Source organism: Rhodococcus sp. 06-221-2 (assembly GCF_002258365.1).
Taxonomy (GTDB): Bacteria; Actinomycetota; Actinomycetes; order Mycobacteriales; family Mycobacteriaceae; genus Rhodococcoides; species Rhodococcoides fascians.
On record NZ_NOYJ01000026.1, the window covers coordinates 14799 to 37097 of the forward strand.

Here is a 22299-nt window from a genome sequence, read left to right on the forward strand (position 1 = left end):
CTGCAGCGCCTATGGTAATTCGCGATGAAAAGGACTCGAAAGTTCGTAGCCGTGTGGGCGACAGCTGTCGCTCTCGCCGGCGTCGGCGGCGGCCCGGCATCGGCGCAGCCGGCAGTCGAGCCACCCGTCGTATCGACGACGCCACCGTTCACGACGCCGAACACCGACGCGTGCCCGTTCGCGGCCTCGCCGCCCCCGGCGATCGATTCCTCGGAAGTTCCGGCTCCGGGTAGCGCTGCGCCACAACCGGTTCCGATCCCGGCGGACCCGGTGGGCGGATCCCGACTGGCCGAGTGCGGCGCGATCGTGCCGGACGGCGCGCCCCCACTGCCCGCGGACATCTCGGCAACCGGGTTCGTGGTGGCAGACCTCGATTCCGGATCGGTCGTGGCCGCCAAGGATCCACACGGTCGGCACCGACCGGCGAGCACGATCAAAATACTGCTCGCCCTCGTCGCTCTGGACGAGCTGGACCTCGGCAAACAGATCACTGCAACGGCCGAGGACGCCGACGCGGAAGGCAGCGCCGTCGGCATCGGGAAGAACGGTGTCTACACCAATCTGCAACTGTTGCAGGGCCTGGTCATGGCGTCGGGAAACGATGCCGCGCATGCCTTGTCGACTCAGCTGGGAGGTGACGCCGCGACCGTCGAGAAGATGAATGCCAAGGCAGCAGAGTTGGGCGCGCTCGACACACGGACCGCGACCCCCTCCGGCCTGGACGGGCCCGGCATGGCCAGCTCGGCCTACGACCTGGCACTGTTCTACCGGGAGGCCATGCGCAATTCGACCTTCGCGCAACTGATTTCGACCGAGAACGTGCAATTTCCCGGCTATCCGAAGGATCCCACGATCCCCGACGACCAGGACCGCCCCGGTTTCACGCTGTCCAACGACAACCAGCTGCTCTACAACTATCCGGGCGCTCTCGGCGGCAAGACCGGCTACACCGACGATGCCCGGCAGACCTTCGTGGCGGGTGCCGAACGCAACGGTCGCCGTCTGGTCGTGACGCTCATGAAGGGTGACGTACTACCGATCCGGCCGTGGGAACAGGCGGCTCGGCTGCTCGACTACGGGTTCGCCCTCGACCCGAGCAGCAGCGTCGGCGATCTGGTCGAACCGAATTCCACGTCGCCGGTGACGAGTACACGTGCGACCGGCGCGGTGCCGACCCTTGCTCGACCCCCTGCGTCGGCGTCGAGTGCCGAATCGGGTAGCCGACAATCCGATCTGCAGGCGCAGGGCGACACGGTCGTACGCATCGCAATCGGGGTCATCGGCGCACTGGTCGTGGCCGGTTTGCTGTGGGGCGCACGCACACTCTCCCGCCGCCCCTGAACTCCCCCGCCGCCTCTCACATTCGCAAGTAGGTTGCCGCGGATCAACGTCGCCGATTGCGAAATCCAGCGATACCCAGAGCGGCCAGAGCGCCCGCGCCCACCAAGGCCAGACCACCCTTGACCCCCGGGCCGTCGCTCACCTCGACCCGGGTGTTGATCACCGCGGGGTCCGGTGCCGGAACATGGGCGTCTGCAAGGCTCTCCCGAGTGGTGGCTGCGAACGCAGTCGAGAACAGCACCAACCGCGACGTCGTGAACACGAACACCAACAGACCGATGATGGGCCCGAACACGACTCCGGCGGGCCCGCTCGTGACGGACGCGAGGTAGATCGCGCCGAGTTGCTTGAAGATCTCGAAACCGACTGCGGCCAACAGCGCACCTTTGGCCGCACTGCGCCACGACACCGGTTCGCGGGGCAGACGTGAGATCACCCAGGTGAACAGCGCCCAGGTTCCGGCAAGCGCGAGCAGTATCGAGAAGACCCGCAGCGCCACTCCGACGCCGGGAACGGAATCGAGGTTCAACCATTCGAGAATGCCACGCATGACGCCGCCCCCGGCCAACGCGGACAGCCCGAGAGATAGCACCAGTGCTGCTCCCAGGCCGAGCAGAGCCGCGAGGTCCTTGGCCTTGGTCGCAAGGAATCCGCCCGACTCGTGCTGGCTTTCCCACATCGCGGTCAGGGCTTCACGCAGATTGGCCACCCAACCGAGCCCCGCGTACAGCGCGCCGAGCAGACCGATGACACCGACACCGGTACGGGACTCGATCGCGGTATCGATCAGCGAGCTGATCGTCTCACCGAAGCTGCCCGGGACATTCTCCGCGATCTGCGACTGAATCTCGGCAAGCCATTCGGGCTGATTCACCAGTACGAACCCGGCAACGGCGAATGCAACCATCAGCAGCGGAAACAACGCCAGCACACTGAAATACGTCATTCCCGCGGCGTAGTAATCGCCCTTCTGCCCCTGATACCGCTGCGCGGCAACAACAGTGTGATCCAGCCACGGCCACCGAGCACGCCGATCGTCGAGCATGGCCTTGAAATCGGGCATGGCACTCACCTTTTCGCTGTCGTCGGCGGCTGTTCGGGCCGTGTCCTCGAAATGTCGTGTAGCGCGAATATCGTGTACTGACAGGGCTATGCGCCGGGAGGAAGGAACCCCACCCTGTCGTACACCTGAGCCAGCGTTCTGCTCGCGACCTCCCTGGCTCGATCCGCACCGACAGCGAGGAGGCGATCCAGTTCGGCTACGTCGGACATGAATCCGTCCATTCGTTCGCGCAGCGGAACCACGAACTCGGTCAGCACGTCGGCAGTGTCGGACTTGAGATCGCCGTAGCCCTTGCCTGCGTAACCGGCGACCAGATCATCGATGCTCTTCCCGGACAGAGCGGACTGAATCACCAGAAGATTGCTGACGCCTGCCTTGTTCTCCGGATCGAAGACGATATCGCGTTCGTTGTCCGTCACTGCCGAACGAATCTTCTTCGCGGACACCTTCGGATCGTCCAGGATGTTGACGATGCCCGCCGGATTCGACGACGACTTGCTCATCTTCGCCGTCGGATCCTGCAGGTCGAAGATCTTGGCCGTGCCCTTGATGATGTGTGCATCGGGAACCACGAAGGTCTTCTTGAACCGCGAGTTGAACCTCTGCGCCAGATCGCGAGTCAACTCCAGATGCTGACGCTGATCCTCGCCCACCGGAACGAGATTCGGCCGGTACAGCAGGATGTCCGCGGCCTGCAGAATGGGATAGGTGAACAACCCGACGCTGGTGTGATCGCGACCCTGCTTGGCGGACTTGTCCTTGAACTGCGTCATCCGGCCGGCTTCGCCGAACCCGGTGATGCAGTTGAGAACCCACGCCAACTGCGCATGCTCGGGAACCTGGCTCTGCACGAACAACGTCGACTTCTCGGGATCGATACCCACCGCCAACAGTTGTGCGGCCGCTATCCGGGTGCGCCGACGCAATTCCTTCGGGTCCTGCGGAACCGTGATCGCATGGAGATCGGGAACGAAGTAGAACGCATCGAACTCCTCCTGCAACTCCACCCAGTTCCGCACCGCACCCAGGTAGTTACCGAGATGGAACGAATCCGCCGTCGGTTGGATGCCCGAAAGCACCCGACGACGCGGACCCTGCGACGTGTCGATCGAGTCAGGAGAAGACATGCGGCAATCTTTTCACGCCGTCCCCGACCCGTACCCGTTGCCTTGCCACACCAGTCACTCCGCAGGCTCCGCTCCTACCACCCCGGTCACTCCGCAGGCTCCGCTCCTACCACCCCGGTCACTCCGCAGGCTCCGCTCCCAGCACCCCGTTCACTCCGCAGGCTCCGCTCCTAGCGGTACCGCACCGTCACCGGCGCGTGATCGGACCACCGCTGGTCGTACGCCTCCGCTCTCTCGGTGACGGCTTCCTTCGCACGCTCGGCCAGATCACTGGTGGCGAGTTGGTAGTCGATGCGCCACCCGGCGTCGTTGTCGAACGCCTTACCGCGGTAGGACCACCAGCTGTACGGCCCCTCGACGCCGGGGTGCAGCTCACGCACGACGTCGGTCCACGGTGACTTCTCGGCGAGCAATCGCGATACCCACTCACGTTCTTCGGGCAGGAATCCCGACTTCTTGCGGTTGGTCTTCCACGACTTCAGATCTGCTTCGGTATGGGCGATATTCCAGTCGCCGCAGACCACGACGTCGCGCTCGGCGGACGTGGTTGCCTTGGCGGTCTTGGCGAGATACTTCGCGAACGCAGCCATGAAGCGTTCCTTCTCGTCCTGTCGGTCGGTCCCCACCTCGCCCGACGGCAGGTACAGGCTCGCCACGGTGACGTCACCGTAGTCTCCTTCGATGTAGCGACCCGCGTCGGCGAATTCAGCGACTCCGATGCCGGTTCTGATCGCCTCCGGCGCGGCCCTCGACAACAGGGCCACACCGTTGCGTCCCTTCGCCGACGGTTCCGCCGACGCCAGATGCCATCCCGCATCGAGGGCCGGGGCCAGTGCTGTGGTCAGCTCGCCGTCGTTGGCGCGCGTCTCCTGAAGACAGATGACGTCGGCATCGGTGGCCTCGAGCCACGGAAGCATGCCCTTGCGAACAGCCGCGCGGATCCCGTTGACGTTGACAGTGGAAATAGTGATCGGCACGCCGACGACCGTAGCGGAGGCCACCGACAACCGGCAGGTGGCCTCCGCAGGCTCACCTTCTCTTCGGTTTGGCTCCTGGCTTCGGAGCCGTCACCGCCGAAGTCATCGACGGCACCGCGACCGGCTCCCGGTCGATCCGTCGGTAGACGATGTGCTGCTGGGCGTAGGTCCAGATGTTGTTGCTCACCCAATAGAGCAGCACCGCAACGGGCAACACCGGGCCACCGATCAGCACCCCGGCCGGGAAGACCCACAGCGCGAGCCTGTTCATGATCGCGGTCTGCGGGTTCGCCGCGGCGGCCGCATCCTGACGCGCGATCGATGCCCGGGAGTTCAGGTGGGTAGCCACCGCGGCAACGATCATCAACGGCACCGCGACGACCGCGATGCTCCACACCGACGGCACCCCACCGAACGGACCGAACGCTTCGAGAACATCTCGAGAGCTACTGACGGCAGCGGAGATCGGTGCGCCGAACAGCCGCGCGTCGAGAAACGACTGCACATCGCCCGCACCGAACACGTAGTTGGCTGTACTCGCATTCTCCTGCGCCGACATACCCAGATGCCCGAACCCGGTTCCCGTCCGGTTGAACGAGCGCAACACGTGCAGCAGACCGATGAACACCGGTGCTTGCGCGATCAGCGGGAGGCAACCCATCAGTGGGTTCACACCGTGTTCCTTTTGCACTGTGCGGATTTCCGTGGCCTGTCGAGCCCGGTCACCGGAGTACTTCTTCCGTACCTCCTCGAGCCTGGGTTGGAGTTTCTTCATGGCGAGCTGTGAACGAATCTGACCCACGAACGGCTTGATCAACAGCGTTCGTAGCGTGAAGACCAAAAATACGACGGCCAAGGCCCAGGCGACGCCGTTGTCGGGGCCGAGCACGAAACCGAAGACCCGGTGCCAGAACCACAGCACCGCGGAGACGGGGTAATAGACGAAATCGAGCATGATGGAGTGCCTCACTGAGAGAGAAATCGGTCGGATGACGTCTCGACCGGATCTCGCAGTGACTCAGCGGAACTGGAGCCACCGATCCGGTCCGTGAACCGATCCGGGTGCTCTCGGCATAGGGCGACCTGGCGCGTCGGGTTGCTCTTGTCTGCGGTAGGCCCCACGGAGTCTGCCGCCGTCGGATCCGGCGGTTGTGGACGCGGGCGGCACCACGACGAGGATGTCGGCCGATGCACCCGTCACCAGCAGTGCCGCAGCCACCAGCGCACCGAATATCGCTATCTGGGCCGCGGGCTGGGCATCGACGACGGCGAAGACGACCAGCAGAACTGCCGTCACTCCGACGAGGGTGACCACTGCGGCTCGCCACGGCGACACCGCACGCCTGGAAATTACGTCGAATGCAGCCGTCGAATCGAGACGGCGGGTGGCGTTGTCGATGGACAACATAGTGATTCTCCCGATGAACCTCGTGGACCAGGGGCACGTGAGGTGTGGGAGAGCTGTCGAACTACAGCGCTCCCACCAGGAGACCGGGTGCTCGCGGCTGCGGGCGACCGGGTGCGTCGGGGCGATGTTGACGTCGGAACGAGCCACGAAGGTGGCGCTCCTCCGCATTCGGTCCGACGTTCGACGGACGGTACAGAAGGCTCAGCGCCCCGGCACGATGCGCGTAGAACACCGCCGCCGCCAGAGCAGCGACGATGATCAGCGCGAGATCGGCCGGTCCGGCCGGAGTAGTCAGCAGCAGCGTGAAGAACAGCACCGACGTGACGACGAGGTTCTGATAGCCCATCGTGCACCTCCGTCCTTACGTCACCGATCGTCGAGTCGTTGCTCAGGGTACAGATACCGTCGGGTCTGTGCACTGGTACCAGCTGTCTCCCCAGGAGACCGGGCCTCGGGCCTGAACACACTTACGCACACGTTCGGGCAGGCGATCGAGTTCGGAATCTGCGTCCGCCGACAACCCGCCGAGGTAGAACACGTCGATCCGCCCCGTCTCCTCGAACCGTTCGACGTTCTGCCGCGCGATGTATGCGTCCGGGTTCACGGCCGCGAGGGCGAGAACGGTCAGCACTGCTCCCACACCGACTGCTCGCGGAAGCCAGCGACCCGACATACGTACGCCCGCGACGAGCAGCAATACGAACACCGAACCCAACCACCATTCGACGGCGGTGACGAACAGCCGCAGGGTGGTGTAGCCGTACTGCTCCTCGTACAACGACATTCGATGCAACGCCGACGCCACGATCACCACCGACAGTGCGCACAGCGCGCCGAGCAGAACCCGCAATGCAAGTCGGTCGCGTAGGTCCGTTCGTTCGGCCTTGGTCACGGTGACCGCGATGACGAGCAAGGTCAATACCGTCACCGTCAGCAACTGCCAGAATCCCTGCCGTGCGTACTCGGCGTTGGTCAAACCTTCGGTGCTCAGAACGTGTCCCTGGCCGCCGAACAAGCTCGGAATCTGAAAGGCGACGAACACGCCGAACAGGCCGACGACAGCGCCGAGCGGTATTGCCCACTCCCACAACCGAAGTGTGCGACGCGGTGTTGCCGCCAGGCGGTCGAAGCGCGGCGGATGCACGGCCACGTATGCGGCGGCGAGCGCACCTGCGGCCGTCAGTACGAATACGACCACTCGCCCGAAAATCGATCCGAGATCGAACTGCGGAGTGACCGAGCCCAGAGCATCCGCGAAACGTCGATCCGCCGCCCCGAACAGCGCGGCGAACACCACACAGAGCGCGACGGTGACGGCGGCGACCACGCCGATTCGGATCGGCTTGGGCCCGTCGAGATCGATGGTTCCCGCCCCTCGTCGCGTCCACCGCACGACCCGCAAGGGCAGCAGCAGCGGCAGCACGGCGCCGAGAGCGATGCCCGTCCAAGTCCAGGCCCGCGAGAGAACCACCGACCCGACGACGACAGCAAGGGCAACGGACAGAGCGACGATCCACTCCGCCTCTCGTAGCGCCGCGACGCTGGACAAGGCGAGGACCCCCGCCACACCCACCCACTGCCACGGCGACAACGACGCGCGTCGTACCGCTACGACGACAGCCATGATGCTTGCGGCAGTGATGGGTACGCCGAAGTTGTTGTAGCCCAATACCACTGCACTGACGAGGCCGGCAGCGAGCGCTCCGACAAGTGCCGCGCGGGGTGCCTTAGAGTGTCGCAGCACCGGCCAGGTTCGAGGGCTCCACAGCGATCGACGAGGCCGCGTTCTGGGGTGCATGGGTATTCCGATCGTGGTCATGGCTGTCATCCATTTCTGTGTTCGAGGCATGCCGAACCGCGGCTGCGGTCCAGGGACGAGCAGTCGAGGTGAGTGGGTGTGTGAGAGAAGGTGGGTCGTCAGCGCCCGGGGATGGCCACTCGGATGTGGCAGCCCGATTCACTGTCGAGAACGTCGATGGTCCCGCCGTGCAGTTCGGTGGCCCACCGCGCGATTCCGAGTCCGAGACCTGTTCCGCCGTCGGTGGATCCGCCGCGTGTGAACCGGTCGAACACCGCGTGACGGTCGGCCGGTGCGATGCCGGGACCCTCGTCGCGAACATCGAACGCGAACCGGTCCCCGGTTCGATGCGCCCGGATACTCACCGTGCCCGACTGCGGCGAATGCCGTACGGCGTTGTCGACGAGATTGGTGATCACCTGCGTCATTCGAGCGCGATCGGCGACGACCGTCCCGGCACCGGGTGAGACGACGATCGATACTCGTTCTCGGTGAACGCCGGTCGCCTCCTCGAGGAAGGGGCGCACCGGGAATTCCGTCGGGGCGATGCTCAGCACTCCGCCCTCGACCCTCGACAGATCGAGCAGTTCGGTCACCAGGTTTCCCAGTCTCTCGGTCTGGCCGAGAGCCACCGACAACGTAGCCGGGTCGGGTTCGGTCACCCCGTCGACCATGTTCTCGAGCACTGCCCGCAAGGCAGCGATCGGAGTCTTCAATTCGTGGGAGACGTTTCCGATCAGCTCGCGGCGGTACTTCTCGGCGGCTTCCAAGTCGCTCGCCATGGTGTTGAATGCGGTGGCGAGCTCGCCCACCTCGTCGCGGGACGTGGCACGCACCCGGGTCGAATAGTCGCCTCGCGCCATCGCTTTGGCTGCCGAGGTCATCTCTCGCAGGGGCGACGTCATGCCGTGCGCGACGAATTGTGTTGCGGCCAAGGACACGATCAATGCGGCGAGAAGTGTGTAGCGAAACTGCCAGCCGGCCCCGATCCAGAAGACGACACTCGCCAGCACGAGCACGATGCCCACCACGAGCGAGACCTTGAGTTTGAACGACCGCAAGGGATCGAGCGGACGCGGCAGCATCGGCCTCATCGTGGTGCCTCCACTGCATAACCGACGCCGTGGACAGTACGAATCAGGTCGCCACCGAGCTTGCGCCGCAACGCTTTCACGTGACTGTCGACGGTACGACTGCTGGCCGAATCGTCCCAGCCCCACAGTTCCGACAGCAGGGTCTCCCTGGACACCGCCGTGCGAGGCCGAGCGGCCAGATATGCCAGGATGTCGAATTCGGTTCTGGTGACGTGGATGTCGCCCGCGTCGGTGGAGACGCGTCGCTCCCGGTGATCGATGTGCACGTCGCCGATTCGAGTGGTGTACTGCTCGGGAGTGACGACGCGTTCGGCACGCCGGATGAGAGCATGCACACGTGCAACCAGTTCGCGCATGCTGAACGGCTTGCCCAGATAGTCGTCCGCACCGACGCCCAGCCCGACGAGCATGTCGGTCTCGTCGGACTTGGCCGTCAACATCAGTACCGGTACCGGCCGGGAGGCCTGGATGCGTCGACATACTTCGAGTCCGTCGAAACCGGGAAGCATCAGATCCAGCACCACCACGTCGGGGTCGATCCGGCCACACACCTCCACCGCGGACGGGCCGTCTGCGGCGGTGACCACGTCGTACCCTTCGCCTCGCAGTCGAGCGGCCACGGCGTCGGAGATCGTGGGTTCGTCGTCGACTACGAGAACTGTGCGGCTCATGAGAATTGACCCTAGAGGTCGGACATGGAGGACTTCGTCGGGAAATGTGGAGGTTCGGTGAAGGTTGACGTGAATGTCTGACTAAGGGTGGGCTACCCTTCCTTTCGATACCCGCCCTGACGAAAGGCCCATTCGATGCGTATCCGACCACTTCGGAGAACTTTGGCGGTGTGCGCGATCGCGCTGACCACGGCGGGACTACTGAGCGCCTGCTCGAACTCCGACGGCGCATCCGACGGTGCCGACTCCCCCACAACCGGAACGTCCGCCTCCGGCGTCTTCCCCGTCTCGGTCGAGCATGCGTTCGGCGAGACCGTCGTTCCCGAGGAACCCACCCGCATCGTGGTGGCGGGATACACCGAACAGGACACGGTGTTGGCCCTCGGCGTAATCCCCGTCGGAGTGACGGAGTGGTACGGCGACCAGCCGTACGCGACCTGGCCCTGGGCTCGGGACGCGCTGGGAGATGCCCAGCCCGAGGTGCTGACCAACAACGGCGACGGCTTCGAGACCGAGAAGATCGCCGCCCTCGAGCCCGATCTGATCATCGCCACCAACGCCGGTCTCACCGCGGACAGCTACCGGACTCTGAGCAACATCGCACCCACGCTCGCCCAGTCCGACGCGTCGACCGCCTACTTCGAGCCCTGGGACGTACAGGCGGAGAAGATCGGCCGGGCAATGGGCAAGAAAGCCGAAGTGGACGGACTCATCGACGGTGTGAATCAGAAGTTCGGCGATGCCGCGGCGGCTCACCCCGAATTCGCAGGCAAGAAGGCGATCTTCCTGCAGAACGCGTTCTACGAGGGCAAGGCCATCGCGTACCAGGACGGTTTGAGCACCGACTTCCTGACGAAGCTCGGTTTTGTGATCCCCGACGACATCGACGCGTTCGTGCCGGCCGACGGCAGTGCGCAGGCGAGCATCCCGCTGGAGAACCTGTCGGTCCTCGACACTGCAGATGTGCTGATCTGGGGAACGGAGAACCCGGGCGATCGCGGCCAGTTGGAGAAGGAACCGGTGTACAACGCTCTGCAGCCGGTGAAGGACGGCAACCTCGTCTTCACCGATGGGGTGACGGCGGGGGCGATCTACTTCACGAGTGTGCTGAGCATGCCGTACGTGATCGACAAGGTGGCTCCGGCAATGTCCGAGGCGCTCGGCGGAACCGCCACCACCATCACGTCCTGACTCTCATGCCGCCGAGCGCTTCTCCATCCACATGGCGACGGACAGAACGCCCAGGCCGGCAACAGCGAGTCCCGAGCCGACGGCGGCCGGTGCCGTGTAGCCGAGACCTGCGGCGATCACCGCACCGCCCACCGCGGCTCCGATGGCATTGGCCAGGTTGAACGCCGCGTGGTTGAGTGACGCGGCGAGAGTCTGCGCGTCCTCCGCCACGTCCATCAGACGGGTCTGAAGTCCGGGGACGACGGACGAGCCGGACGCACCGATCAAGAACACCAGAAGCAGCGCGGTCACCGGGTTGTGAGCCGCGACGACGAAGACGGCCAGGGACACTGCGGTCGCGGCCAGCCCGATGAAGGTGCCCTTGAGCTTGTACTTGTCGGCCAACCAACCGCCCGCGTAGTTGCCGGCAACCATGCCGAGGCCGTAGATCATCAATGCCACCGGAACCAGTGCACGGGCAAGGCCTGCGACGTCGGTCAGGGTCGACGCGATGTACGTGTACACCGCGAACATGCCGCCGAATCCGACGATGCCGACGAACAGGGTCATCCAGACCTGGCCACGGCGGAGGGCACCGAGCTCGGTGATCGGGCTGGTGGTCGGCATGGCGTCGAGTCGCGGCATCCACAGGACCAGCGCACTGACTGTGAGCAACCCGATCACGGCGACGAGCGCGAATGCGCTTCGCCACCCGAGGGCCTGGCCGATCCAGGTCGCCACCGGTACACCGACGACGTTCGCCACCGACAGACCCATCATCACCATCGCGACGGCTTTGGCTCGTTTGCCCGGCTCAGCGAGGTGCGCAGCCACCAGTGCGGCAACGCCGAAATACGCGCCGTGCGGCAGACCGGCCACGAACCGGGAGGCCACCAACTCGTTGAAACTCGGCGCGAAGACCGTCCCGAGATTGCCGAGCGTGAACGCCACCATCAGCGCCAGCAACAACATGCGCCGAGGAACACGCGCCGCAAGAGCAGCAATTGTCGGCGCACCGACGACGACGCCGAGTGCGTAGGCAGAGATCATGTGACCGGCCGACGGCTCCGAGATTCCCATCGTCGTCGCGATGTCCGGGAGCAGACCCATCGACGCGAATTCGGTGGTGCCGATACCGAAGCCGCCGATGGACAGGGCCAGCATGGCGAGCCTGCGGCGGGTCGAGTGCGGTCGATGGCCGACACTCAAGCCACTCGACACCTTGCCGCGCACGGCGCTGACGTTTCTGGCGAGAGCGGAATCGGTGACAGTCACAGCAGAACAACCTTCGTAAGCAATCGGATTACAGAGCGGGCCAGGGGCTGGTGGATCGACGACCTGGTAAATCGACGACCTGGTGGATCGATTCAGTACAGCCCGACCGGACGGCACAACGTTCGTCGTGTTCATTCTCTTCCCCGAGGCGACCGGTTTTCGAGTCGCCGGGCGGTGATTGTCCTCACCAGAGCATCTGCTCGAGGGTCGTGAGCGCCCTCGTTCCCCCGAGACACCCGTACCCGCTAAGATTCCTGCCAGGTCATGAGTGCCAGCATCGAGCCCCGGCTTGCTGGCCGGCAACCCTCCAACCGCGGTGGGGTGCCCCGGGTGAACGACCAGGCCGATGCAACACATCCGTGTCGTATCGACAAGCGCGGGTCCGCTCCGAAGCGGACCCACTGATCTTCGGTCCCCACGGGCCGAGGCATGTCAGGAGGTTCTCATGTGTTGCTGTACCGATACGCCCCGTAACGCTCGAGTTCTCGAGCTTCATTCGACAGAAAACACGTCTGAGAAAACGGAGTATCACCAGCCATGACCGATTCGACCCCCGACGTCGTCGACGCCACCGGAGCACCTACCGAGGATCCGTTCACCGATCCCGCAGCCGACTGGAGCTTCGAGACCAAGCAGATCCATTCGGGTCAGACACCGGACGGCACCACCAGGGCTCGTGCGTTGCCCATCTACCAGACCACCTCGTACACCTTCGACAACACCGATCACGCGGCCGCACTGTTCGGCCTGGCGGAACCGGGCAACATCTACACCCGCATCATCAACCCCACACAGGATGTCGTCGAGCAGCGCATCGCCGCTCTCGAAGGGGGCGTCGCAGCACTTCTGCTCGCGTCGGGCCAGGCGGCAGAAACGTTCGCCATTCTCAATCTCGCCGAGGCGGGCGATCACATCGTCTCGAGCCCGCGGCTCTACGGCGGCACGTACAACCTTTTCCACTACACGCTTCCCAAGCTCGGGATCACCGTCTCGTTCGTCGACGATCCGGACGATCTCGAGCAGTGGCGCGCGGCCATCACACCGTCGACCAAAGCGTTCTACGGTGAGACGATCTCCAACCCGAAGAACGACGTTCTCGATATCCCCGGCATTTCGGCGATCGCCCACGAGAACGGCATTCCGCTGATCGTCGACAACACCGTCGCGACGCCGTACCTGCTGCAGCCGCTGAAGCACGGTGCCGACATCGTGGTGCACTCGGCGACGAAGTACCTCGGCGGTCACGGCACGGCGATCGCGGGCGTCATCGTCGACGGCGGAACGTTCGACTGGACGCAGGGCCGTCACCCCAACTTCACCACCCCGGATCCGAGTTACCACGGTGTCGTCTTCGCCGATCTCGGCGCTCCGGCCTTCGCGCTGAAGGCGCGGGTGCAGTTGTTGCGCGACATCGGGGCTGCGGTGTCACCCTTCAATGCGTTCCTGATCAGCCAGGGCCTCGAGACGTTGAGTCTTCGAATCGAGCGGCACGTGGCGAACGCGCAGAAGGTGGCCACCTTCTTGGCCGGTCGCGACGACGTCGTCTCGATCAACTACGCCGGACTCGAGTCCTCGCCCTGGTACGAGCGCGGGCAGCAGCTGCTCCCGAAGGGGCAGGGCGCGATCATCGCGTTCGAGCTGAAGGGAGGAGTGGACGCGGGCAAGAAGTTCGTCAACGCTCTCACTCTGCACAGTCATGTGGCTAACATCGGAGACGTGCGTTCTCTCGTCATCCATCCCGCGTCCACCACGCATTCGCAGTTGACCCCGGAAGAGCAGTTGGCCTCCGGCGTCACTCCCGGCCTCGTGCGTCTGGCCGTCGGTATAGAAGGAATCGACGACATCATCGCCGATCTCGAGGTCGGCTTCCGCGCGGCGGCGTCTTGAGCCACAGCTTGAACACAGGCGTTCGTCCGGAGGCGGTCCTTCCGTCTCCGGACGGGCGGTTGGGAACCATCGACATCGGTGGTCTCGATCTCGAGAACGGTTCTCACATTCCGCACGTGACCGTGGCGGTGCAGCGTTGGGGCGAGATGGCAGCCGATCGCAGCAACGTCGTGCTGGTCGAACATGCGTTGACCGGCGATTCCCACGTTTCGGGACCGCCGGATGCCGACCACGTACTGCCCGGTTGGTGGAACGGGATGGTCGGACCGGGCAGCCCCATCGACACCGACGAATGGTGTGTCCTCGCCACCAACGTTCTCGGCGGATGCGGAGGCACCACCGGGCCGAGCAGCACCTCCCCCGACGGCACCCCGTACGGTTCTCGCTTCCCGGAAATTTCGATTCGCGATCAGGTGGCGGCAGAGGTCGCGGTGGCCGACGTTCTGGGCATCGATCGGTTCGCCGCCGTCGTGGGCGGGTCGATGGGTGGCATGCGCACCCTCGAATGGATTGTGGGACATCCGGATCGGGTGGGTGCCGCGCTGGTGCTCGCCGTCGGTGCCCGCGCGACAGCGGACCAGATCGGGACACAAACCACCCAGATCGCTGCGATCAAGGCCGATCCGGGTTGGCTCGGCGGCAACTACCACGACACCGGCACCGCCCCGACCGCCGGACTCGGGATCGCTCGTCGCATCGCGCATCTGACGTACCGAACCGAGAGCGAACTCGACATTCGGTTCGGAAACTCTCCGCAGAACGACGAGGATCCGTGGGCCGGCGGCAGGTACTCCGCGCAGAGCTACCTCGAGCATCAGGCCGCCAAACTGGTCAATCGATTCGACGCGGCGACGTACGTTCTTCTGAGCGAAGCGATGAACCGCCACGACGTGGGCCGAGGACGCGGCGGAGTCGCCGAAGCCCTTGCGTCCGTGCCGGTTCCGACCATCGTCGGGGGCGTCGATTCCGATCGCCTCTACCCGCTTCGACTGCAGAAAGAAATTGCGCGTGAACTCCCACAGTGCCGGGGGCTCGAAGTGATCCAGTCGCGAGACGGCCACGACGGATTTCTCACCGAGGCCGATTCGGTGGCGAAGTTGCTGGCCGAGACGATGGAGCTCGCCCGCCTCGGACGGCGCTGACCCGAGTCGATCGGTCTACGTCAGTCCGTCCCCAGGGGATCGATCGACAGCGACAGAAAGACGATGGCGCCGCCGACGCCTCCCAGCGCCAACACGTCGAATCCCCTGCTGCGCACCTTCAGGGTGCCGACGCGTGACTCGGGTAGGCACAGTCGCAGCAACGCTGCCACCACCGCTGCGCACCCGAAGATGAACGAGCCGCGCCGCCAACGGTCGGCGAGAACCAGGACCAGCGCGGCGAGCACGATGATCGACACCACGACCATCGGTAGATTTCGAGCGAGCGCCGCTCGGAGACCCGGCACGTGATCGCCTCGCGCATCCTGTACGTCGTTCACCTCGACGCGCTCAACTCTGGGCCGCAGTGCGTTCGGCTCGCTCCACGACATTGGACAGCAGGAACGCGCGCGTCAACGGCCCGACTCCACCGGGGTTGGGCGACAGGAAACCGGCCACCTCGGCGACGTCGTCCGCGACGTCTCCGCGCAATCCGTCCTCGGTGCGGGTGACCCCGACGTCGAGCACAGCCGCCCCGGGCTTGACCATGTCTGCGGTGATCAAACCGGGAACCCCGGCGGCCGCGATGACGATGTCGGCGCGGGAGACCTCTGCGGCAAGATCACGAGTTCCGGTGTGGCACAACGTGACCGTCGCGTTCTCCGAACGGCGGGTCAGCAGCAGTCCGATCGGCCGGCCAACCGTCACACCGCGACCGATGACCACAGCGCGCGCCCCGTCGAGTGCCACGTCGTAGCGCCGCAGCAGGTGGACGATGCCCCGCGGGGTGCACGGCAATGCGGCGTCCTTGCCCAGCACCAAGCGGCCGAGGTTGATCGGGTGCAGACCGTCGGCATCTTTGTCGGGATCGATGCGCTCGAGCGCGGCGTTCTCGTCCAGATGCTTGGGCAACGGAAGCTGCACGATGTACCCCGTGCAGTCGGGGTTAGCGTTGAGCTCGTCGATGACCGCTTCGAGATCGGACTGGGTGATATCCGCGGGACGATCGCGTCGGATGGAAGTGATGCCCACCTTCGCGCAGTCGTTGTGCTTACCCCGCACGTACGCGGCAGAACCCGGATCATCTCCGACGAGCACCGTCGCCAGGCCGGGAGTGATGCCCTGCTCCCGCAGACGTGCCACACGGGCGGTGAGGTCGACGAAAATCTCGTCACGAGTCGCTTTGCCATCGAGGATCGTTGCAGTCACCGGGCCATTGTTTCAGGTTCTGTCCGCCCGGCGGCGCGCCGGGCCGATCACCGCGGTCAGCTCTCGACGATCAGACCCTGCGCAGCCGCGAAGGCCACTGCTTGCATCAGTTCGATCTTGGCCCCGCGCACCCCTGCGCCGACCCACAGCGACGCATCGACGACGGCTCCGCGCAGGTCCGACTCCTCCATTTTGGCACCGACGGTTCGTGCGCCCGCGAGATCGACGGACCGCAGCACCGCTTTGCGAAGATCGGTCGAGGTCAGGTTCGCCTCCCGCATCCGACATCCGGTCAGATTGACGCCGCGCAGGTCGGCATTACCCAGCGAGGCCAACGTGAAATCGACTTCGTCGTAGGTGGCCGGACGCATGCGAGTGTCCACGAACACCGATCCCATCAACGTCGAGTGACGGAAGACGCTGTGCTGCAGATTGGTTCGAGTGAACGTGCACGATCGAAAGGCCGAGTTGGTGTGCACCGAATCCGTGAGGTCGGTACCGGTGAAGTCGCATTCGGTGAAGACGACCGAGTCGGTCCGCACATTGCTCATGTCCGCGTCACGGAAGGTGCACCGGACGAACTGCCTGCCCGACCACTCCCGCCCGTCGAGTCGAGAATCCGAGAAATCTTCGCCGATGGTCTGTTCGTCGTCCACCTGCCCCATCCTCCCCGGGCTCGTGGTGGCAGAGTGATCCGGGTGTTTCGACTCATGTTCTTCGAGCCCCGGATTCCGCAGAACACCGGCAATGCGATTCGCCTCGTCGCCGGCACCGGATGCGAACTGCATCTCGTTGGCCCCCTCGGGTTCGACATGTCCGAACCCAAGCTCAAACGCGCGGGATTGGACTACCACGACCTCGCGTCGGTCACCGTGCACCAGGACCTGCCGTCGGCGTGGTCCGCACTGGCCCCGGAACGGGTCTTCGCCTTCACCGCGCACGCAACACGCTCCTACGCCGACGTCGCCTACCAACCCGGTGACGTCCTACTGTTCGGACCGGAACCCACCGGACTCCCCGACGACGTCCTGACCGACCCCCATGTGACCGATCAGCTGCGAATCCCGATGATCCCCGGACGCCGATCACTCAACCTGGCGAACGCCGCAGCAGTGACGATGTACGAGGCCTGGCGCCAACACGACTATCAGGGCAGCGTCTGAGCGATTTGCGTTCGAGTGCGCTCGAAGCCATAGCTTTCCGTTCATGACACAACCGCTCGGACAACGGCATTGGCTCATCACCGGAGCATCCTCCGGCCTGGGTCGGGCGCTCACCGTCGCCGCCCTGGAGGCAGGCGACACCGTCGTCGCAGCGATGCGGCGACCCGAACGTCTCGACGACCTGGTTGCCGAGAACCCGGAATCCCTACTGACCATCGCCTTCGACGTCAGAAACACCGAATCCGCGCCGACCGTCGTCGAGGCCGCGATCGGCCGGTTCGGACGCGTCGACGTACTGGTGAACAACGGAGGCGTCGGGCAGATCGGTGCGGCGGAGGAGATAGACGACACGCGATTGCGCGACATGCTCGAACAACACGTGGTCGGGCCTGCTGCTCTGACCCGCGCAGTCCTGCCTCACATGCGAGAGCGGAGCGCGGGAACCATCGTGCAGGTCAGCAGCCAGGGCGGCCGCGTCTCGTTCCCGGGTGCCGGCTCGTATTCTGCAGGTAAATTCGCGCTCGAAGGCTGGTCTGAAGCCCTTGCCGGCGAGGTCGCTCGGTTCGGCATTCGAGTTCTCATCGTCGAACCGAGTCGGTTCAGGACCGGGTTCAACAATGCCGATGTACTCGAGATCGCAGACCCCATCGATGCCTACACCGCCCTGTTGGGCGCGCTCGGAGTCGACATGCTCGACGTCGACGGACGGCAAGAAGGCGATCCGGCCCGCGCCGCGCACATCATCCGCCGACTGGTCGACGCCGAATCCGCTCCCCTGCGCATCCCACTGGGGCGAGAAGCGGTTCGACGGCTACGCGAGTCGTACCATCGGGAACTCGACTCCTTGAACACACATGCCGAATTGTCCGCAAGCGCGGATTTCCCCGGTGTGCCCGAATCCGTCCGTCCGGTATGACTGCCCAGGTAGGACTATCTTCCCTCTCATGTCGACGAACGAATTGATGAACAGGGCGCTGTCGGCGGCCGTGGACTCGGCTGCGCCCCTGAAGGTGGAGCTGCTGCACGACCTGATCGAGCCGTCGGAACTGCCCGAACCGCTCGGTATCGCCGAGGTAGCCGAACTACTCGGCATCTCCACACACACGCTGCGGTACTACGAGCGATGCGGCCTCATCGACGTCGATCGCGACGGACTCGAGCACAGACGATACGATTCCGCGACCGTCCGTCGATTGGTGTTCCTGACAAGGATGCGGCTCTCGACTATGCCCATGCGCGACCTCCGGAGATACGTCGCGCTGGTCGACAGCGGCGACCAGACTGTCCCGGAACGACTCGAGATGCTCGTCGCGCATCGCGACGCTGTTCACAAGCGCATCCGAGAACTGCAACTGTCTCTCGTGGCAACCGAGTACAAGATCGCAACATACGGCGGCGCCACGGGTCCGTGATCCGGGTGATACAACCGTTCGGCCCGGTGGGCATGTCTGCGTCCTCGCACGTCAAATCGATTGTGAGCGTCGACAAATCGATCTGGTCGGAACGGCACCTGCGCTGTGAGACCCAACTATCGAGCCGCGTCCGACGGCTCGCCAGCCCTCCGATAACAATTTCCTTTCGTTCGGCGGTCGCCCGGGCATGCCGACTCGGAGCATCGCCACCCGCTTCGGACACCGGCACCGAGCCGACAAACAAGCCCCAATCATGAACTGACGGAACGGAATCGACCGGACTGCGCACGTAGAACCTGGGCAGTACAAAGGCGGTACGAACCGGCTCGACCGATGCCGCAGGGGTCCGAGAAACCGGACTTCTACGACGATTCATCTCCCGATGCCATCGGCACCGTTACACAATCTGTGTCTGCTTGCTGTCACGGACCCCCGGAGCGGGGTACCGTGTGCCGCACCGACCCGTTTCGCTCGTGAAGGAGCTTTCTGTTGTTCTCTGTTTCCCTGCCCCGTACGGTTTCTTCCAACTCCTCCTCCGCGCGAACGTTCAGTCGGTTCGGTAGTCGAATCGCCCGCACCGCAGCTGTTTTCGCCATCGGATCGGGCCTGACGGCGGCCGCCTTCGCCGGCACCGCCACCGCGTCGGCGGCACCGGTCACGTGCGTGTCGCCGCCCTCGGCCAACGACATCCAGGTGAGTGACACAGCGAGCTGCGGAGCCACCTCGAACGGACCCGGAACCGCCACCGCCGGTGCCGCTGACAGCGGAACTGCCGTCAGTGTCAACGACGGGCCGGGCGCAACCAACACCTACGCCAACGGTTACGGTGTCGCGCTCGGAGCGAGCAAGAACGCGGGCACGGCATACGCGCTCGCACTCGGCGGCGGAATCGCGCACTCGTGGGCAGATGCCGGCCAGACGACCCTCGCGGTCGCAGGATGGGGATCCGGTGCCACATCCGAGGCACGCGGCGTCGACTGCGTCGGGCCGCTGTCGTTGGCACTGAACCTCACGAGCGGTCAGTTCTGCGTTCTCGGTAGCTGATTCTTCATCCGATCGAGCGGAGCCGACTACCCCGACACGGACCCGTCGAGGTAGTCGGCTCCACCTACGTAGACAGTCCGGCCGGACTTCTCGATGGGTCCGATTGCAGCCTCCGTCACAGCCGACGCGAACTCCGCAATGGTCGGGAGCGCACCCTGCGCGGTTCGCGCAGCGACTGAGTCCGGATTACGGCGTTCGAGCAGGGTGACCACGATCGTGCCCTCGATCATGTCCCCGGACACCACGACCAATTCGATTCCCCGAGAATCCAATTCAGGAATCATCCCACGCAGTGCATCCTCCCCCGCCCGTTTGCTCGCAGCAACGGGTTCGTATTCGACGGGGACCGGTTTCTTGCCGTGAAAATGCGCCTGGTGGCTGGTGAGGAAGACGATCCGCGAGCCCGGCTCCATACGGGCGATACTCGCGCGAGCCAACGCCACCTGCGCGTCGCGATTGATACTCATCGCGTAGTCGGGTTCTGCACCGAACTCCAGGCCACCCGAGGCATTGAGAACCAGAACGTCGATTGCGCCGAACTCGGCAACGACAACGTGCAACATGGCGTCGATTGCCGCACCACAGCATCAGCCCGACGTATTCAGGCAGTGTCAGCACGTGCCCACGAGGCACCTTTCCATTCTTGTCGGTGGGTGGAGATACGCTTTCCCCAGTTCGAACGCATGTTCTGAACTGGGGGTCACCGGGGGGTGAAAAAATGGCTGCACCAGTGGTGTCGTTGGAGGCGTTGATCACTGCCGCGCGGGAAGAGAATCGGCATGCGGCCCGAAAGATCGCTGCCTGCTACGACTTCCACCTCACCTGCATCGCGCAGGATGCGAAGCATCGGCAGTACAGCCGGTACGGACGCACCGAGATGGCACTCGCGTTGAGCTGCTCCGCCACCGTCGCCGAAGCCTACGTGTCCGTCGGCGTGGCACTGCACACCCGGCTTCCTCTGGTGAAAGCCGCATTCGAGGCCGGCGACATCGACCTCCCCCGCGTACGTGCGGTGTGCCGGATCCTCGACAACCTCTCGGACGACATCGTCAAGTCCGTCGAGGGCGACATCGTCGAAGCGGCCCGACGGTCGTCACCGGGTCCACTGGAGAAGGAGATCTGGGAGATTTTGCTGCGCGTCGCACCGGAGGAAGCAGCAGCGTTGCGAGAGTTCGCGAAGAAGTTCCGCAATGTTTCCTACGCCCCGGCTGGGGAATTGGCCCGGATCCGAGCAGAATTGACCGCCCCCGAAGCCGCCGCCGCATGGCAGCTGCTCGAGGAGATGGCCGACACGGTGTGCGCGAAGGATCCGCGCGGCAAACAGGAACGACTGTGCGATGCGTTCATGGCGCGAATGCACGGAGAACCCCGGCTGACATGCCTGTGCCAACGCGCGGGCTGCCCGAAGAAAGATGCAGAGCTGCCTGATCGTCGGGTGCCGTTGACGATGGTCACTGTCGACATCGCAACTCTCATCGGACTGTTGGCAAATCCTGCGTACTTGGCTGGGCACGGATCCATCGACCCTGATCTGGCACGAGAGTTGGCGCGCAACAGTCAGTGGCAGATCCTGCTCACCGAAGCAGTCACCCTCGCCGAGACACTCGGACTGGCGGTGCAGAACCCGGAAACCGGGGAATGGGAACGACGCTCCGCTGAACCCACAGACACCACAGACACCACAGACGAGCCGAACAGGGCAGACCCCGAGCCTGCACAGCCGAACTCGGCAGAATCGAACGTAGCCGAATCGAACGCGACGGAATCGAATACACCTCCAGCGCATGCGGATACACGCACCGACACAGGCACCAGCACCGCAACACGCTCAGCAGCGCCGACGGACAACGCAACGGAGAAGTCAGCGCCAGCGGACACGGCAGCACCGACAACTCACACCGACAGCGCGACCAAGAATGCAACCGACAATGCAGAACGCGTGGACGATGCAGGGCCGGGTCCGGGTTCGGCTGCTGCACAGACCGATTCGACGACTGTTCCGACACCACCTGAGCCGACCGTTGATGACGACACCCGGCAACGACGTCGGAATGCCCTCGCCTCCGCAGCGGCACTGTTCTGTACTCACACCCCAATCGGCCGGGGCGCACGGCACAGCTCTGCCCTAGACCTAGCCTCGATGATCCGGTCGAACCGCCGCATCATGCACACACCGGCAGGCATCTACCTCGGCAATGCGTCCCTCGCCGCAGCACTCGAAGCCGCCATCGCCGCCGACCCCACTCTCGGAACATCCGTCGGGCGCGACCCACTCACCGACCGAGCCCTGATCTACAGACCCGACGCCCTCACCATCGCCGCCGTCCGACTCCGCGACCGCCACTGCCGCTTCCCCGGCTGCCACCGACCCGCCGCACGCTGCCAACTCGACCACGTGATCCCGTTCGACCACGCCAACCCACTCGGCGGCGGCTGGACCACCGTCAACAACCTCCAATGCCTCTGCGAATACCACCACAGCGTCAAAACCGCAGGCTACTGGACCGCCGTCATGCTCCCC

At 64.7% G+C, this 22299-nt stretch carries 23 protein-coding genes and 1 riboswitch; of the genes, 9 read left to right on the forward strand and 14 right to left on the reverse strand.

From position 1 onward, the window contains the following. Positions 1-24 precede the first annotated feature (24 nt). On the forward strand, positions 25-1341 hold the full coding sequence (locus CH281_RS14680) for a D-alanyl-D-alanine carboxypeptidase family protein (protein WP_094694626.1): 1317 nt from the start codon (positions 25-27) through the stop codon (positions 1339-1341). 43 nt (positions 1342-1384) lie between these two features. Here CH281_RS14680 and yhjD read toward each other — a convergent pair whose 3' ends face one another. The 9 genes from yhjD to CH281_RS14725 all read right to left on the reverse strand — a co-directional run bounded on the left by yhjD (position 1385) and on the right by CH281_RS14725 (position 9479). Then, a complete protein-coding gene (gene yhjD / locus CH281_RS14685; RefSeq protein WP_179274198.1) occupies positions 1385-2404 on the reverse strand; it encodes an inner membrane protein YhjD in 1020 nt (339 codons plus the stop codon). An 86-nt stretch (positions 2405-2490) separates the two neighbouring features. Next, entirely contained in the window at positions 2491-3531 is a 1041-nt protein-coding gene (gene trpS, locus CH281_RS14690; protein WP_032383967.1) for a tryptophan--tRNA ligase, read from the reverse strand. A gap of 170 nt (positions 3532-3701) precedes the next feature. After that, the gene (locus tag CH281_RS14695) at positions 3702-4508 is read right to left on the reverse strand and encodes an exodeoxyribonuclease III (RefSeq protein ID WP_027496409.1); all 807 of its coding nucleotides are present in this window, start codon (positions 4506-4508) and stop codon (positions 3702-3704) included. 52 nt (positions 4509-4560) lie between these two features. Then, positions 4561-5463, reverse strand: coding sequence for a membrane protein insertase YidC (gene yidC / locus CH281_RS14700; protein ID WP_094694630.1), 903 nt, complete (start codon positions 5461-5463; stop codon positions 4561-4563). A 63-nt stretch (positions 5464-5526) separates the two neighbouring features. Continuing rightward, complete coding sequence (locus CH281_RS14705) at positions 5527-5916, reverse strand: DUF6412 domain-containing protein (protein ID WP_256983567.1); 390 nt, start codon at positions 5914-5916, stop codon at positions 5527-5529. Between the two features lie 61 nt (positions 5917-5977). Next, entirely contained in the window at positions 5978-6262 is a 285-nt protein-coding gene (locus CH281_RS14710; RefSeq protein WP_032366681.1) for a DUF6412 domain-containing protein, read from the reverse strand. Positions 6263-6304: 42 nt separating this feature from the next. Further along, entirely contained in the window at positions 6305-7735 is a 1431-nt protein-coding gene (locus CH281_RS14715) for a DUF4153 domain-containing protein (RefSeq protein ID WP_094694646.1), read from the reverse strand. 98 nt (positions 7736-7833) lie between these two features. Next, a complete protein-coding gene (locus CH281_RS14720; protein WP_032371021.1) occupies positions 7834-8808 on the reverse strand; it encodes a HAMP domain-containing sensor histidine kinase in 975 nt (324 codons plus the stop codon). Further along, the gene (locus CH281_RS14725) at positions 8805-9479 is read right to left on the reverse strand and encodes a response regulator transcription factor (RefSeq protein WP_032371022.1); all 675 of its coding nucleotides are present in this window, start codon (positions 9477-9479) and stop codon (positions 8805-8807) included. Before CH281_RS14725 ends, CH281_RS14720 begins: the two co-directional genes overlap by 4 nt. Positions 9480-9614: 135 nt before the next feature. Here CH281_RS14725 and CH281_RS14730 point away from each other — a divergent pair, with 135 nt between their 5' ends. Beyond that, positions 9615-10670 (forward strand): ABC transporter substrate-binding protein, encoded by a 1056-nt coding sequence (locus CH281_RS14730; protein ID WP_094694632.1) that lies wholly within the window; start codon positions 9615-9617, stop codon positions 10668-10670. 3 nt (positions 10671-10673) lie between these two features. On the opposite strand, the gene CH281_RS14735 is transcribed toward CH281_RS14730, so the two are convergent. Continuing rightward, a complete protein-coding gene (locus tag CH281_RS14735; protein ID WP_032367243.1) occupies positions 10674-11813 on the reverse strand; it encodes an MFS transporter in 1140 nt (379 codons plus the stop codon). A 371-nt stretch (positions 11814-12184) separates the two neighbouring features. Continuing rightward, positions 12185-12307: riboswitch (SAM riboswitch) on the forward strand. 154 nt (positions 12308-12461) lie between these two features. Here CH281_RS14735 and CH281_RS14740 point away from each other — a divergent pair. Both CH281_RS14740 and metX read left to right on the forward strand, forming a co-directional pair. Next, the gene (locus CH281_RS14740; RefSeq protein ID WP_080729313.1) at positions 12462-13811 is read left to right on the forward strand and encodes a bifunctional o-acetylhomoserine/o-acetylserine sulfhydrylase; all 1350 of its coding nucleotides are present in this window, start codon (positions 12462-12464) and stop codon (positions 13809-13811) included. A gap of 8 nt (positions 13812-13819) precedes the next feature. Then, positions 13820-14953: a homoserine O-acetyltransferase MetX gene (gene metX / locus CH281_RS14745; RefSeq protein ID WP_032408179.1), complete on the forward strand. Its 1134-nt coding sequence runs from the start codon at positions 13820-13822 to the stop codon at positions 14951-14953. 20 nt (positions 14954-14973) lie between these two features. On the opposite strand, the gene CH281_RS14750 is transcribed toward metX, so the two are convergent. From CH281_RS14750 to CH281_RS14760, 3 genes are all read right to left on the reverse strand, one after another. After that, positions 14974-15219: a DUF3017 domain-containing protein gene (locus CH281_RS14750; protein ID WP_045842095.1), complete on the reverse strand. Its 246-nt coding sequence runs from the start codon at positions 15217-15219 to the stop codon at positions 14974-14976. Positions 15220-15301: 82 nt separating this feature from the next. Next, complete coding sequence (locus CH281_RS14755; RefSeq protein ID WP_094694634.1) at positions 15302-16159, reverse strand: bifunctional methylenetetrahydrofolate dehydrogenase/methenyltetrahydrofolate cyclohydrolase; 858 nt, start codon at positions 16157-16159, stop codon at positions 15302-15304. A gap of 56 nt (positions 16160-16215) precedes the next feature. Beyond that, the gene (locus CH281_RS14760) at positions 16216-16824 is read right to left on the reverse strand and encodes a pentapeptide repeat-containing protein (protein WP_094694636.1); all 609 of its coding nucleotides are present in this window, start codon (positions 16822-16824) and stop codon (positions 16216-16218) included. Positions 16825-16857: 33 nt separating this feature from the next. Between CH281_RS14760 and CH281_RS14765 the strand changes: the two genes are divergently transcribed. The 4 genes from CH281_RS14765 to CH281_RS14780 all read left to right on the forward strand — a co-directional run bounded on the left by CH281_RS14765 (position 16858) and on the right by CH281_RS14780 (position 19778). Beyond that, the gene (locus CH281_RS14765; protein ID WP_179273747.1) at positions 16858-17322 is read left to right on the forward strand and encodes a tRNA (cytidine(34)-2'-O)-methyltransferase; all 465 of its coding nucleotides are present in this window, start codon (positions 16858-16860) and stop codon (positions 17320-17322) included. A 43-nt stretch (positions 17323-17365) separates the two neighbouring features. Next, entirely contained in the window at positions 17366-18238 is an 873-nt protein-coding gene (locus tag CH281_RS14770; RefSeq protein WP_094694638.1) for an SDR family oxidoreductase, read from the forward strand. A gap of 28 nt (positions 18239-18266) precedes the next feature. Then, on the forward strand, positions 18267-18734 hold the full coding sequence (locus tag CH281_RS14775) for a MerR family transcriptional regulator (protein WP_094694640.1): 468 nt from the start codon (positions 18267-18269) through the stop codon (positions 18732-18734). Positions 18735-19223: 489 nt separating this feature from the next. Then, positions 19224-19778: a DUF6764 family protein gene (locus tag CH281_RS14780; RefSeq protein ID WP_179274199.1), complete on the forward strand. Its 555-nt coding sequence runs from the start codon at positions 19224-19226 to the stop codon at positions 19776-19778. 26 nt (positions 19779-19804) lie between these two features. On the opposite strand, the gene CH281_RS14785 is transcribed toward CH281_RS14780, so the two are convergent. Next, positions 19805-20341, reverse strand: a complete 537-nt coding sequence (locus CH281_RS14785) for an SDR family oxidoreductase (RefSeq protein WP_052060855.1) — start codon at positions 20339-20341, stop codon at positions 19805-19807. Between the two features lie 155 nt (positions 20342-20496). On the opposite strand from CH281_RS14785, the gene CH281_RS14790 reads away from it, so the two are divergent. Next, the coding region (locus tag CH281_RS14790) for an HNH endonuclease signature motif containing protein (RefSeq protein ID WP_143544814.1) at positions 20497-22299 on the forward strand (1803 nt) is incomplete at its 3' end.

Coding starts and splice junctions, on each gene's coding strand:
- CH281_RS14750 (WP_045842095.1), bottom strand. CDS start 15,219: ATGGTCGTGGTGTCGATCATCGTGCTCGCCGCGCTGGTCCTGGTTCTC.
- CH281_RS14730 (WP_094694632.1), top strand. CDS start 9,615: ATGCGTATCCGACCACTTCGGAGAACTTTGGCGGTGTGCGCGATCGCG.
- CH281_RS14740 (WP_080729313.1), top strand. CDS start 12,462: ATGACCGATTCGACCCCCGACGTCGTCGACGCCACCGGAGCACCTACC.
- CH281_RS14725 (WP_032371022.1), bottom strand. CDS start 9,479: ATGAGCCGCACAGTTCTCGTAGTCGACGACGAACCCACGATCTCCGAC.
- yhjD (WP_179274198.1), bottom strand. CDS start 2,404: ATGCCCGATTTCAAGGCCATGCTCGACGATCGGCGTGCTCGGTGGCCG.
- CH281_RS14770 (WP_094694638.1), top strand. CDS start 17,366: ATGACACAACCGCTCGGACAACGGCATTGGCTCATCACCGGAGCATCC.
- CH281_RS14720 (WP_032371021.1), bottom strand. CDS start 8,808: ATGAGGCCGATGCTGCCGCGTCCGCTCGATCCCTTGCGGTCGTTCAAA.
- CH281_RS14760 (WP_094694636.1), bottom strand. CDS start 16,824: ATGGGGCAGGTGGACGACGAACAGACCATCGGCGAAGATTTCTCGGAT.
- CH281_RS14715 (WP_094694646.1), bottom strand. CDS start 7,735: ATGACCACGATCGGAATACCCATGCACCCCAGAACGCGGCCTCGTCGA.
- CH281_RS14710 (WP_032366681.1), bottom strand. CDS start 6,262: ATGGGCTATCAGAACCTCGTCGTCACGTCGGTGCTGTTCTTCACGCTG.
- CH281_RS14785 (WP_052060855.1), bottom strand. CDS start 20,341: ATGTTGCACGTTGTCGTTGCCGAGTTCGGCGCAATCGACGTTCTGGTT.
- yidC (WP_094694630.1), bottom strand. CDS start 5,463: ATGCTCGATTTCGTCTATTACCCCGTCTCCGCGGTGCTGTGGTTCTGG.
- CH281_RS14705 (WP_256983567.1), bottom strand. CDS start 5,916: ATGTTGTCCATCGACAACGCCACCCGCCGTCTCGATTCGACGGCTGCA.
- trpS (WP_032383967.1), bottom strand. CDS start 3,531: ATGTCTTCTCCTGACTCGATCGACACGTCGCAGGGTCCGCGTCGTCGG.
- CH281_RS14735 (WP_032367243.1), bottom strand. CDS start 11,813: ATGCTGGCCCTGTCCATCGGCGGCTTCGGTATCGGCACCACCGAATTC.
- CH281_RS14680 (WP_094694626.1), top strand. CDS start 25: ATGAAAAGGACTCGAAAGTTCGTAGCCGTGTGGGCGACAGCTGTCGCT.
- CH281_RS14775 (WP_094694640.1), top strand. CDS start 18,267: ATGTCGACGAACGAATTGATGAACAGGGCGCTGTCGGCGGCCGTGGAC.